Annotated in this window: 12 protein-coding genes; 6 read left to right on the top strand and 6 right to left on the bottom strand. The window is 71.0% G+C overall.

Annotated elements, in window-relative coordinates:
* From ACQKIP_RS26440 to ACQKIP_RS26450, 3 genes are all read left to right on the top strand, one after another.
* On the top strand, positions 1–670 hold a 670-nt coding region (locus ACQKIP_RS26440; protein WP_427744273.1), incomplete at its 5' end, for a glycosyltransferase family 2 protein.
* Complete coding sequence (locus ACQKIP_RS26445; RefSeq protein WP_365865943.1) at positions 670–2,019, top strand: alpha-2,8-polysialyltransferase family protein; 1,350 nt, start codon at positions 670–672, stop codon at positions 2,017–2,019. The genes ACQKIP_RS26440 and ACQKIP_RS26445, both read left to right, overlap by 1 nt.
* Complete coding sequence (locus ACQKIP_RS26450) at positions 2,016–3,197, top strand: acyltransferase family protein (protein WP_365865941.1); 1,182 nt, start codon at positions 2,016–2,018, stop codon at positions 3,195–3,197. The genes ACQKIP_RS26445 and ACQKIP_RS26450 overlap by 4 nt, the downstream gene beginning before the upstream one ends.
* Here the strand turns inward: ACQKIP_RS26450 and ACQKIP_RS26455 are convergent.
* Positions 3,181–3,360, bottom strand: a complete 180-nt coding sequence (locus ACQKIP_RS26455; RefSeq protein ID WP_365865939.1) for a hypothetical protein — start codon at positions 3,358–3,360, stop codon at positions 3,181–3,183. The genes ACQKIP_RS26450 and ACQKIP_RS26455 overlap by 17 nt on opposite strands.
* Positions 3,361–3,369: 9 nt before the next feature.
* On the bottom strand, positions 3,370–4,026 hold the full coding sequence (locus ACQKIP_RS26460; protein ID WP_427744278.1) for a TetR/AcrR family transcriptional regulator C-terminal domain-containing protein: 657 nt from the start codon (positions 4,024–4,026) through the stop codon (positions 3,370–3,372).
* 29 nt (positions 4,027–4,055) lie between these two features.
* Between ACQKIP_RS26460 and ACQKIP_RS26465 the strand changes: the two genes are divergently transcribed.
* Together ACQKIP_RS26465 and ACQKIP_RS26470 are read left to right on the top strand one after the other, a co-directional pair.
* Positions 4,056–5,525 (top strand): FAD-dependent monooxygenase, encoded by a 1,470-nt coding sequence (locus ACQKIP_RS26465; RefSeq protein ID WP_365865935.1) that lies wholly within the window; start codon positions 4,056–4,058, stop codon positions 5,523–5,525.
* A 33-nt stretch (positions 5,526–5,558) separates the two neighbouring features.
* The gene (locus ACQKIP_RS26470) at positions 5,559–6,023 is read left to right on the top strand and encodes a MarR family winged helix-turn-helix transcriptional regulator (protein ID WP_365865933.1); all 465 of its coding nucleotides are present in this window, start codon (positions 5,559–5,561) and stop codon (positions 6,021–6,023) included.
* 20 nt (positions 6,024–6,043) lie between these two features.
* Here ACQKIP_RS26470 and leuE read toward each other — a convergent pair whose 3' ends face one another.
* Positions 6,044–6,697: a leucine efflux protein LeuE gene (gene leuE, locus ACQKIP_RS26475; protein ID WP_365865931.1), complete on the bottom strand. Its 654-nt coding sequence runs from the start codon at positions 6,695–6,697 to the stop codon at positions 6,044–6,046.
* An 85-nt stretch (positions 6,698–6,782) separates the two neighbouring features.
* Entirely contained in the window at positions 6,783–8,363 is a 1,581-nt protein-coding gene (locus ACQKIP_RS26480; protein WP_365865929.1) for an acyl-CoA mutase large subunit family protein, read from the bottom strand.
* 184 nt (positions 8,364–8,547) lie between these two features.
* Here ACQKIP_RS26480 and ACQKIP_RS26485 point away from each other — a divergent pair, with 184 nt between their 5' ends.
* Positions 8,548–9,438 (top strand): L,D-transpeptidase family protein, encoded by an 891-nt coding sequence (locus ACQKIP_RS26485; protein WP_365865927.1) that lies wholly within the window; start codon positions 8,548–8,550, stop codon positions 9,436–9,438.
* A 231-nt stretch (positions 9,439–9,669) separates the two neighbouring features.
* Here ACQKIP_RS26485 and ACQKIP_RS26490 read toward each other — a convergent pair whose 3' ends face one another.
* Together ACQKIP_RS26490 and ACQKIP_RS26495 are read right to left on the bottom strand one after the other, a co-directional pair.
* Entirely contained in the window at positions 9,670–10,860 is a 1,191-nt protein-coding gene (locus tag ACQKIP_RS26490; RefSeq protein WP_365865925.1) for a hypothetical protein, read from the bottom strand.
* Entirely contained in the window at positions 10,860–11,528 is a 669-nt protein-coding gene (locus tag ACQKIP_RS26495) for an RNA polymerase sigma factor (RefSeq protein WP_365865924.1), read from the bottom strand. Before ACQKIP_RS26495 ends, ACQKIP_RS26490 begins: the two co-directional genes overlap by 1 nt.
* Between the last annotated feature and the right edge of the window lie 385 nt (positions 11,529–11,913).

The raw sequence follows: 11,913 nt of genomic DNA on the forward strand, positions 1-11,913 counted from the left end.
CGTGTCCTCCATAGAGCAGTTGGGCTGCGACTTCGTCCGTACCGACCATGTGCAGTGCACCGCGAGGGCCCGCAGCGTCCACCGTGTCCCGCACGGCAGGCGCGGGGTGGTCATGCCGCCGCGGGACGTCATCCTGCCCGCCGACCGCTCGACGTCCGTCGACTACGCGTACGCCTGGGCGGGCATCTACCACCGGCGCCTGGCCGACCAAGGCCTGCTGCACTTCACGGACGGCCTGCGCACCGCGGAGGACCGGCCCTGGATCTGGCGCCTGCACCGCGAGGCGGAATCCTTCGCCGCGGTGGGTCTGCTCGGTGTTTTCTACCGGCGCGGCGTTGCTTCGTCACTGACCCAGATCGGCGACGTACGCCAGCTCGATTTCATCCGGGCATTCGACCAGGTGGTACGTGAAACCGCCGAGGACCGCGACGCGGACAAACTCCTGCCGAAGGCAGTCCGTACTTACTGCGCGATCATTTCCCACCATCTGGGATCCATCGAAAGGTTCGAGCCACAAGTGGCGCGGAAATTGAAGTCACTGAGTGCGGCCGCCCTGAAGCGGATGCCGCAGGGCGTTCTCGACGACGCCCTCGACTCCATGGACATACAGCGGGCGACGCGCCTGCGCCGCCTTCGCCGGCGTCCGGTGTCGGCGGAGGTGGCCGCGTAATGGCCACGACGCAGATCTTCATGGCGTCCACGCTGTACGGGACCGCGACGCTCGCCGCCGCGATCGACGCCGACTGCTTCGGCCCGGCCGACCGGCGGCTGCTGCTCGTCAGCAACAACGCGGCGACGCCGGAGACGACCCTCTCCGTGGACGAGATGCCGGGCTTCGAGCGCCTGCGGGACCGCTTCGACGACGTACGTTCCTGGAACGAGGCCATCTCCCCTTTCCACCCCGGCGGCTGGGCCCCGCGGGCCGACGACATCCCGATGTGGGAGCGCTATATCCGGCTCCTGTGGGACCTCGGTGACGACGACATCGAGCTGGCCGTCGAATCGATCCAGGTCAACCCGGCCCTGGCCCTCGCGCAGATCTTCACGGGCGCGCCCGTGGACGTCTACGCGGACGGCCTGATGAGCTACGGCCCGACCCGCAACAAGATCGACCCGCTGGTCGGCACCCGGGTGCGCCGCCTCCTGCACCTGGACCTGGTGCCGGGCCTGACCCCGCTGCTCCTGACCGAGTTCGACGTCGAGCCGGAGATCGTGCCGACCGAGACGTTCGTGAAGGTGCTCGGCCGCCTCGCCGACGCCGGGACGGATGTCCCGGACATCGCCGAACCCGCCCTGCTCCTGGGTCAGTACCTCTCCGCCCTCGGCATCCTGACCGCCGAGGAAGAGGAGGAACTGCACGTACGCATGGTGCGCGGCGCCGCCGAACTCGGCCATACGCGCGTGGTGTTCAAACCGCACCCGACCGCTCCGGCCCGCTGGTCGCGCATCCTTGAGAAGGAGGCGGAGGCGATCGGCGTTGAGCTGACCGTCCTGGACTCGCCGGTCCTCGCCGAGGTCCTCTACCAGCGGATGCGGCCCGCGCTCGTCGTCGGCTGCTTCTCGACGGCACTGCTCACCGCCTCCGCGCTGTACGGCCTGCCGGTCGCCCGCACCGGCACGGAGACGCTTCTGGAGCGGCTGGCGCCCTACCAGAACAGCAACCGCGTCCCGGTCACCATCGTGGACGCGCTGCTCCCCGACCTCGCCGACAAGGGCGCGGTCACCGGGCGGCAGCCGGGGATGCCGGTCGGCGACCTGGGCGAACTGCTCGTCGCCGTGGGCTTCGCCATGCAGCCGCAGATCTATCCGCGCCGCCGCACGGCCGCCGAGCGCTACCTCTCGACGCACCTCACCCCGCACACCTGGCGCTACTTCAAGCGGCGCCGCCTGACGGCCCTCGCCCTGCCCGGAGCGCTGCCCTCGCAGCTCTCGTTCATCCCGCGCAACGCGGCCGTACGCCGGGTCGCGCGCCGCGCCCGCTCGGTCAAGCGCACCATCAAGCGGACCGCACTCGGATGACCTCTCCCGCATCGACGCTCCCGAAGCACTCGCCGGGAGCGGATTCAGCAGATACGGCAAGCAGGGCGGACGCCCTCACGCGCACCATCACGGCCCCTGCTCCGGCTCCCGCCGCCAAGCGCGCCCGGCCCCGGCTCAGGGCCCTGGACGGCCTTCGGCTCGTCGCGGCCCTGATGGTCGCGGCCTATCACTACGGCGGCCGGGACGGCGAGATCTCCGAGGCCTGGGGCAGCTCTCCGCAGCTGCAATTCCCCACCGCGCACAACTGGTTCGCGTACGGCTGTCTCGGCGTGCAGATCTTCTTCGTCATCAGCGGCTTCGTGATCTGCATGAGCGGCTGGGGCCGTCCGCTGCGCGCGTTCTTCGCCTCGCGCGTCTCGCGGCTCTTCCCCTCGTACTGGGCCGCGATCGTCCTGGTGACGGCGGTCTTCGCACTGCCCGTGGTCGCGTACGAGGCGGTCTCGCCCAGCGACGCCCTGGTGAACCTGACCATGCTCCAGCAGCCGCTGGGCGTGGACCGGGTGCTCGGGGTCTGCTGGACGCTCTGGGCCGAGCTGCGCTTCTACGCCCTCTTCGCGCTCTTCGTCGTCCTGCCGGGCGCCAACCGGGCCCGCGTGATCCTGTTCTGCGCGGTGTGGATGCTGGCCGCGGTGATCGCTGAGGGCGCCAACGAGCCGCTGCTCGACCTGGTCCTCATGCCCGAGTACGCGCCCTTCTTCATCGGCGGCATCGGCATCTACCTCGTCCACCGTGACCGCAGGGACCTCACGGCCTGGGGCATCGTGGGCGCGGGCTGGCTGATCGGCCAGCACTACGCGGTGGACCGCCTCTGGCACGCCCCGAACCCGGACTTCTTCTCCTACCGCACGTCCTTCGGGATCATCGCGGTCGTCACGGCGGGCTTCGCCGCGGTTCTGCTCGTCGCGCTCGGCGCGCTGCACCGGGTCGACTGGAAGTGGCTGACGGTGGCGGGCGCCCTGACGTACCCGTTCTACCTGGTGCACGAGCACCTGGGCTGGGTGACGGTGGCCGCGCTGCACCGGGGGCTCGGCCTCCCGTCGTACGCGACCTTCGGCCTCACGATCGCGGCGATGCTGCTGCTCGCCTGGCTCCTGAACCGCTTCGTGGAGGAGCGGCTCACGCCGCTGATCCGCAGCGGGCTCATGACCCGGAAGTAGCCCCGCCGGTACCGGCATCGGCGTCGCCCGCCGCCGCGCGGGCGACGTCCATCGCCTCGCCCATGACGTCCCGGGCCTCGCCTATCGCGTCGGCCAGTTCCTGGACCAGGCGGCCAAGGACCTCCGCCGGGTCTTCGTCGTTCACGGACGGGTCGTCGCTCATGGGCCAAGCCTACGTTTCGAGCATCGTCGCCCCGATTCCGGCGACCACCGCGGCCAGGCCCTTCTCGAACCCCGCGTCGAAGTCACGGAAGAGCTCGTCGCCCGCTGCCGCCGCGAGCGGATAGCCGTCGAGGCGCTGCGCGCGGGCCGCCAGGTCGTAGCCGCCCTCCTCCTTCGCCGGGTCGGGGCCCATCGACTGCTCCTCGATCACGAAGCCGATCGTGAAGCTGTACGCCGTGAGCCAGGCGCGGGCCGCTCCGCCGGGCGTGAAGCCCCCGTCGGTGAGCCTGCGCAGGTGGGCCTCCATGGGGGCGGCGTACGACATGTCGGTGAAGTGCGTGCCGCTGTAAACCTTCGCGCCGTCGCGGTACATCAGCAGATGGCGCCGCAAACCCCGCATGGCGGCGGCCAGGGTGGCCGACCAGTCGGCGCCGGGCAGTGCGTCCGCCGCGAAGTCCTCGTTCATGCGCCGCAGCATCACCGTCGCCATCTCGTCGAGCAGCGCCTGCTTGTCCTTGAAGTGCCAGTACAGAGCGGGCGCCTTGACGTCCAGCTCCTTGGCGATGGCGCGCAGGGAGAGCCCGTCGAGGCCCGTCTCGTTGAGGAGCTTCAGGGCGGTGACCGCCACGCGGGTGCGGTCCAGGGGTGTCGTAGCCACCTTGACAATTTAACACCGTTAAGCGCAGGCTCTGGAGCATGGAACTTAACAGCGTTAAGGACAGCGTGTCCGAGTCGGACCTTGTGGTGGCCGACGTACTGATCGTGGGCGCGGGCCCCACCGGACTGACCCTCGCCTGCGATCTCGTACGGCGCGGGGTGCGCGCCCTGGTCGTGGAGCGGGCCGGCGGCCTCTTCCCCGGCTCCCGCGGCAAGGGCATCCAGCCCCGCACCCAGGAGGTCTTCGACGACCTCGGGATCATCGCGGCGGCCGAGGCGGCGGGCGGCACCTACCCCGTCGGCATGATCTGGCAGGGCGGCGAGCGGCAGGGCGAGCACCGGATGTTCGACGAAGTGGAGCCGACACAGGACGCCCCGTACAACCGGCCGCTGATGGTCCCCCAGTGGCGCACGCAGGAGATCCTCTACGCCCGCCTCAAGGAACTCGGCGGCGAGGAGGTCCGGTTCGGCGCCGCTCTGACGGAGCTGACGCAGGACGAGGAGGGCGTCACCGCACGGCTCGCGGACGGCGGGAGCGTCCGCGCCGCGTACGCCGTGGCGGCGGACGGCGGCCGTTCGACCGTGCGGGCGGCGCTCGGCATCGGCATGACGGGCGAGACCGTCGACCCGAACCCGGTCCTGGTCGCCGACATCCGCATCCCCGCCCTGGACCGCGACAACTGGCACATGTTCCCGCCCGCCGACGAGGGCGGCGGCTTCCTGGCGATCTGCCCGCTCGCGGGCACCGCGGACTTCCAGCTGACGGCCCAGTTCACGGACGGCACGGACCCCGACACCTCGCTCGAAGGCGTACGCAAAGTCGTCGCCGCCCGTACGCATCTGGCCGCCGACGACGTGACCGAGGTGCGCTGGGCCTCCGACTTCCGGCCGCGCGCTGCGATGGCGGACCGGTTCCGCGAGGGGCGCGTCTTCCTCGCCGGAGACGCGGCGCACGTGCACTCACCGGCGGGCGGGCAGGGCCTGAACACCAGCGTGCAGGACGCGTACAACCTGGGCTGGAAGCTGGGCGCGGTTCTGCGGGGCGGCGCGCCTTCGGGCCTGCTCGACACCTACGAGGCCGAGCGGCTGCCCAACGCCGCGCGGATGCTGGGACTTTCCACCCGCGTCCACCGGGGCGAGGAGCGGCGCGGGGACGCCACGCGTCAGCTGGGCCTGGGCTACCGGGACAGTTCCCTCGCGGCGGAGACCCGTACGGGCCTCCCGGAGGGGGCGCTGCGGGCGGGCGATCGCGCGCCGGACGGGCCGGTTGCCGCAGGGGGCAGGCTGTTCGACCTGTTCAGGGGCCCGCACTTCACGCTGCTCGCGGTGGGCACGGAAGCGGAGATCCCGGCGCTGGACGGGGAATTGGTGCACGTACACCGCGTCGAGGCCTACGCGCCGTACGGCAAGGGGCTGTTCCTGGTGCGGCCCGACGGGTACGTGGGCTGGGCGGGCGAGGATGCGACGGGCCTGGCGCATTACTTCACACTCGTCCACGGCGGCCATTGACCTCAATCAAAGTTGAGGTTCTACGTTCTGGGCATGGACACTTTCACGTACTCCCACAGCGACGAAGACCTCATCGACCAGCCCATCGGCTACTGGGCATCGGCCGCGGGCGAGAGCGTCGTGCACCACATCCGCACCATGCTCGCCGAGGCGGGCCTCACCCAGCCCCAGTGGTGGATCCTCAACCAGATCGCCGCCGGGGACGGCCGTGACAAGGAAGCCGTGATCGGCACCCTGCGCGGCTACCTCAACGTCGGCGACGGAGCCCTGCACCACGACATCAGCGCCCTGCACGACCGCGCCCTGCTCACCGAGGACGTCACCGGCCGCCTGCGCATCACCGACGAGGGCCGCAGCCTCCGGGACAACACCGCCGCGCGCCAGCAGAAGATCCGCGCGGAGATCCACGAGGGCATATCGGACGAGGAGTACGTCCGCACCCTCAAGGTGCTCCAGCGCATGATCCACAACGTGGGAGGGGCGGCCTGGCACCACTGAGGCCGGCCCCCCCCGATCACTCACCCGCTGGCGAGCGAGAGCTTCGCCGCGAACCCGAGGAACAGCGCGCCCGCCGCCGAGGTGGCTCCCGCAGAGAGCCGCTTGCGGCGGCGGAAGGCGGCCGACAGCTTCGTGCCGCCGAATATCAGGGCGGTGAGGTAGAGGACGCTCGCCACCTGGGCGAGGACACCGAGCACGAGGAAGGAGAGCGCGGGATAGGCGTATCCCGGATCGACGAACTGCACGAAGAAGGCGATGAAGAAGAGGATGGCCTTCGGATTGAGCAGGCTGATCACCAGGGCCCTGCGGAACGGCCGCTCGCCCTTCTCCTCCGGCGCGCTCTCCGTCCGCTCCGCGGCCTGCTCGCGCCGTGCGCGCCACATGCCCCACGCCGCCCGCAGCATTCCCACCGCGAGCCAGGTCAGATAGCCGGCACCGGCGTACTTCACGATCCCGAAGAGGATGGCGTTGGCCTGGAGGAGCGAGGCCACACCGGCGGCCGAGAGCGTCATCAGGACGGTGTCACCGCACCAGACGCCCGCCGCGGCCTTGTAGCCGGTACGTACGCCGCGGCGCGCGGCGACGGAGATCACGTACAGCGAGTTCGGCCCCGGAAGCAGAATGATCAGGGCGAGGCCCGCGAGATAGGTCGGAAGATCGGTGACACCCAGCATGGAGCGGAGTGTCGCACGCGCGTACGACATGAGGGACGCGGTGTCCGCCCAGCGGACACCGAGGTCTCACAGGACACCCGCCCCGTCAGAACGCGTCCGTCGGCACGTACGCCCCCCACACCTCCCGCAGCGCGTCGCACACCTCGCCCACCGTCGCCCGCGCCCGCAGCGCGTCCTTCATCGGGTAGAGGACATTGGCGTCGCCCTTCGCCGCGTCCTTGAGCGCCGAGAGCGCCGCGTCCACCGCCGCCTGGTCCCGCTCCGCCCGCAGCTTCGCGAGGCGCGCCGCCTGCTGGGCCTCGATGGCGGGGTCCACGCGCAGGGGTTCGTAGGGGTCTTCCTCGTCCAGCTGGTAGCGGTTGACGCCGACCACGACCCGCTCGCCCGAGTCGGTCTCCTGCGCGATGCGGTAGGCGCTGCGCTCGATCTCCGCCTTCTGGAAGCCCTGCTCGATGGCGGCCACCGCGCCGCCCATGTCCTCGACGCGCTCCATGAGTCCGAGGGTCGCGGCCTCGATGTCGTCCGTCATCTTCTCGACGACGTACGACCCGGCGAACGGATCGACCGTGGCCGTCACGTCCGTCTCGTAGGCGAGGACCTGCTGCGTGCGCAGGGCCAGGCGCGCACTCTTGTCGGTGGGCAGCGCGATCGCCTCGTCGAAGGAGTTCGTGTGCAACGACTGGGTGCCGCCGAGCACCGCGCCCAGGCCCTGGACAGCGACCCGGACGAGGTTCACCTCGGGCTGCTGGGCGGTGAGCTGGACCCCGGCGGTCTGCGTGTGGAAGCGCAGCATCAGGGACTTGGGGTTCTGCGCGCCGAACTCCTCGCGCATCACGCGGGCCCAGATCCGGCGCGCGGCGCGGAACTTGGCGACCTCCTCCAGGAGCGTCGTACGCGCTACGAAGAAGAAGGACAGGCGGGGCGCGAAATCGTCCACGTCCATGCCCGCCGCGACCGCCGTGCGCACGTACTCGATGCCGTCGGCGAGGGTGAAGGCGATCTCCTGCGCGGGCGTCGCGCCCGCCTCGGCCATGTGATAGCCGGAGATCGAGATGGTGTTCCACTTCGGGATCTCGGCACGGCAGTACTTGAAGATGTCCGCGATGAGCCGCAGGGAGGGCTTGGGCGGGAAGATGTACGTGCCGCGCGCGATGTACTCCTTGAGCACGTCGTTCTGGATCGTGCCCGTCAGCGCTCCGGCGTCGATCCCCTGCTCCTCCGCGACCAGTTGGTACAGGAGCAGGAGCAGCGCGGCGGGAGCGTTGATCGTCATCGACGTGGACACCTGGTCCAGCGGGATGCCGCCGAGCAGGACCCGCATGTCGTCGAGCGAGTCGATCGCGACGCCGACCTTGCCGACCTCGCCGGACGCGATCGGCGCGTCGCTGTCGTGGCCCATCTGGGTGGGCAGGTCGAAGGCGACGGACAGGCCCGTCGTGCCGTTGGCGATCAGCTGTTTGTAGCGGGCGTTCGACTCGACGGCCGTACCGAACCCGGCGTACTGGCGCATCGTCCAGGGGCGGCCGGTGTACATCGACGGGTAGACACCGCGGGTGTACGGATACGCGCCGGGGGCGCCCAGCTTCGTCGCGGGATCCCAGCCGTCGAGATCACCGGGGCCGTACACGGGCTCGACGGGCAGCCCGGACTCCGACTCACGCGCCATCGCTCTGTGCCTCCTGCCGGAGATGCATCTCCGTATGCCTGTCCTGAATGTCTGTCCCGAGTATCTGTCCCGATTTCTGTCCCGTTACCTGTCCGGTATGGCGGTTCCAGTCCAGCATGGGGCAACGTTCAGGGGTGGTCACTCGCGGGGAACACTCCCGGCGAGTCTGTCGGGCAGCGGAGCAATGGCGGGAGTCGTTGTGCACAGAGGTGCGATAGCCGTGGGGGCCGTGGTCGCGGTCGCTCTGGTCGGCGGGTGCAAGGCACAGACCGACGGTGCGAACGGGCAGGACGGACCGGTCCGGATCTCGCCCACGAAGACGGAGCAGGACGGGTCCGACACGGGCGGCTCTGGTGCGGGCGGCTCCGATGCGGGCGGCTCCGATGCGCCGTCCGGGGAGCCGGACGGGAAGCCCGGGCAGTCGTCGGCCCCGAAGCCGGCCCCGAAGACCCTGCTCGCGCCCGGCCAGCGCGGCGACCAGGTGCGGGAACTGCAGGCCAGGCTGCGGCAGATCCAGTGGATCTACGCGGACCCGACGGGGACGTACGACAAGTCCACGGCCGCCGCGGTCCACGGCTTCCAGGAGAAGCGCGGGCTGCCCGGCACGGGCACGACGGACACGGTGACCTGGCAGCGGCTGCTCGGCATGACGGACAAGCCGACGAAGTACGAGCTGTACTCCGGGGGCGGCATCCCGCCGTCCAAGCCCGCCAAGGACTGCATGACCGGCCGCGCCCTGTGCATCAGCAAGGAGAGCCGCACGCTGACCTGGATGGTCGACGGCAAGGTCATGTCGACGATGGATGTGCGCTTCGGCTCGCAGGGCACGCCCACGCGCAACGGCACCTTCACCGTCTACTGGAAGTCCCGGCACCACGTCTCGACGCTGTACGACAGCTCCATGCCGTACGCGATGTTCTTCAGCGGCGGCCAAGCCGTGCACTACTCGACGGACTTCGCGGCGACCGGCTACACCGGCGCTTCGCACGGCTGTGTGAACGTACGCGACGAGAAGAAGATCGCGAATCTGTTCGCGGAGGTCAGGAAGGGCGACAAGGTCGTCGTCTACAAGTGAGGCGGGCTCCCGGGAGTGGGGCGAGGGCCGGATTAATCAGCGTGGGCGGGATCGGGGGAACGTCTCCCGCCCACGCTGGTGGCACGGAGCCAAAGGTACGGGGGGAACCCCTGGCTCGTGCGCGGGCCGATGACCAGTCGGCTCACTTCTTACTGCGTCACTGCTTCAAAAAACGTCACACCCAGCCAGTACCGCGTTCAGGCACCCTCGCCGGGGACCGGCCGTGAGCGGCTAGGACGCCTTGTCCGGCAGCACGGGCCGGACGCTGTACGAGGCGCTCGGGTTGGGTGTCTGCGGCACCGAAGGGCCCTTGACGGGCGGGGCGGGGGCGAGGCCGCCGTTGCCCCAGTGGTCGTTGCCGCCGCCCCATGAGCCGTCGCCGTCGCCGTTGTCGCCGTCGTCGTCACCGCCGCCGTTCCCGCCGTCGTCGTCACCGCCGCCGCCGCTGCCGCCGTAGTTGCCGCCGCCGTCGTGCTCGCGGTCGCCGCCCGATCCGCCGAGGACCCGGCCGCAGAACTCGGTGACCCGCTGGGACCCCTTGGCGGCCTCTTCCAGGCGGCGGCGCTTCTCGCCCTGGAGATCTCCGCTGCGGTAGTCGCGGCAGGCTTCGACGACCTTGCGGTACCAGCCCCCGGCCTCGTTCTCGTGCTGCGGATCTCCGGAGCCGGGCTTCGTGGCGCCGTCGCCGCCCTTGGACGCGCCGCCCGACGAGCCCTCGGCCTGCGGGGGCGGGGCGCTGCTCCCGGGCTCGGTCGACGGCTCTTCCGGGGTGGTGGTCACGTCGTCGGGCTCCACGTCCGGGGCGCTGCTCTGACCGCCGGAGGGCGACATGAGCGGCTCGGGCGAGGCGACGGACGACGCGGAGGCCGCGGGGCCCGGCTTGTCCCGGTCGCCGAACGGCGAGGGGAAGACGCCGGTGCCGGCCGCCACGGCGACCCCGCCGATCATGCAGCCGGCGAGGACGGCGGCGAGGCCGTAGCGCATGGGGCGGGCCCAGCGCGCGGGGCGCCGGGGCTCGGCCGGGCGCCCGATATGCACTGTCTCGCCCGCTCCCACGCGCGTAGAAGTCACCCGTGCCTTCGGGCCGCGAGCCTCCCTGAATGCCGCCAGCGCGGCGGCCTCACCAGGGAGTTCGGCGGAAATGTCGGCGGGTACGACGGAGCCCGCGCGCTCGTCGGGCGCCAGGGCGGCCAGGGCCTTGGCGAGGCGTGCGGCCTGCTCTCGGGCGTGACGGTCGGCGGGGTGCGCGGTGGCAGGTCCGGTGCCGTGTGCGTCGGGGGACCCGGTGCCGCGTGCGTCGGGGGACCCGGTGCCGTGATCACTGCTGTGTGCGGTGCCGTGCTCGGTGCCGTCGAAGGGCTCGCCGCTCAGCAAACGCTCCGCCGCGTCGCGGTCCAGCCACCTGTAATCCTCGTCGGCCATCACATGTCCTTCTGCGCCCGGACACGCGAATGCGTCACACCGGCAGGTGACACCGCGTGCCCTCGCCGCTCCCTCTGGGGCGGTACGGCGTCGAGGGGCGGGCCCTCGCTCGGCGGGTCGTCCGCGCCGAGCAGTTCCGCGAGCCGCTTCAGGCCGCGGTGCGCGGCGGTGCGGACCGCGCCGGGGCGCTTGCCGAGGGTCTGGGCCGCGCTCTTGGCGTCCAGGCCGACGACCACCCGGAGCACGACGGCTTCCGCCTGGTCCTGCGGGAGCTGCGCTATCAGGGCGAGGGCGTCCGTGGTGGCCAGGGACTCCATCGCCTCGTCCGCGGTGTCCGCGTCGCCCGGCTTTCCGGTGAGCTCGGTCTCGTCGCCGCCTATCGCCGGGCGGCGGCCGCGCATGCGGATGTGGTCGAGCGCGCGGTTGCGCGCTATGCGCGCGGCCCAGCCGCGGAACCGGTCCGCGTCGCCGCTGAAGCGGTCGAGGTCCCTGGCTATCTGCAGCCAGGCCTCGGACGCGACGTCCTCCGCGTCCGGGTCTCCGACCAGCGTCCGCACGTAGCCCAGCAGCCGCGGGTGCACGGCGCGGTACACAGTCCGGAACGCGGTCTCGTCCCCGTCCTGTGCCGCAAGCACCGCGGCGGTCAGTTCCGCGTCGTCCCCCAGCACAACTACTCCCTATGCGCCTACACCGGTTGCGGTCCTGCCCCCGCAGCCTGGCGCGAAGCAGCACGCTACGGGCTGAAGTGGGCTCACGTCCATGTTTGGTACAACGTGCAACTAGCGCGTGACAGAACGCGGTGTGACAGAAAACGCACGCGCGGCGCTGAAGGGAATACGGGCCGCGTGCGGTCCGTCCGCGTGACGGCCGGGGTCTCTCCTGTGGGGGGTGGCGACCCCGGCCGCTCACCTTGGCAGGGGCCTCAACCGGACTCCCCCTGCCCCGCGGCTACGACCTCAGACCCCACCACACCTCTCGTCCCCGTCCGCAGACATCCATGGGTTGCGCGCGCAGTTCCCCGCGCCCCTGGCGGGGAGCGAGCCCCTTTAGGGG

Origin of the sequence: Streptomyces sp. NPDC059900, assembly GCF_050270335.1 — a bacterium.
In the GTDB taxonomy this organism is placed as follows: Bacteria; Actinomycetota; Actinomycetes; order Streptomycetales; family Streptomycetaceae; genus Streptomyces.

Bases quoted from the DNA above. Each gene is read 5' to 3' on its own strand.
- ACQKIP_RS26470 (WP_365865933.1), top strand. From the start codon at position 5,559: ATGGACACTTTCACGTACTCCCACAGCGACGAAGACCTCATCGACCAG.
- leuE (WP_365865931.1), bottom strand. From the start codon at position 6,697: ATGCTGGGTGTCACCGATCTTCCGACCTATCTCGCGGGCCTCGCCCTG.
- ACQKIP_RS26455 (WP_365865939.1), bottom strand. From the start codon at position 3,360: ATGAGCGACGACCCGTCCGTGAACGACGAAGACCCGGCGGAGGTCCTT.
- ACQKIP_RS26465 (WP_365865935.1), top strand. From the start codon at position 4,056: ATGGAACTTAACAGCGTTAAGGACAGCGTGTCCGAGTCGGACCTTGTG.
- ACQKIP_RS26450 (WP_365865941.1), top strand. From the start codon at position 2,016: ATGACCTCTCCCGCATCGACGCTCCCGAAGCACTCGCCGGGAGCGGAT.
- ACQKIP_RS26490 (WP_365865925.1), bottom strand. From the start codon at position 10,860: ATGGCCGACGAGGATTACAGGTGGCTGGACCGCGACGCGGCGGAGCGT.
- ACQKIP_RS26445 (WP_365865943.1), top strand. From the start codon at position 670: ATGGCCACGACGCAGATCTTCATGGCGTCCACGCTGTACGGGACCGCG.
- ACQKIP_RS26485 (WP_365865927.1), top strand. From the start codon at position 8,548: ATGGCGGGAGTCGTTGTGCACAGAGGTGCGATAGCCGTGGGGGCCGTG.
- ACQKIP_RS26480 (WP_365865929.1), bottom strand. From the start codon at position 8,363: ATGGCGCGTGAGTCGGAGTCCGGGCTGCCCGTCGAGCCCGTGTACGGC.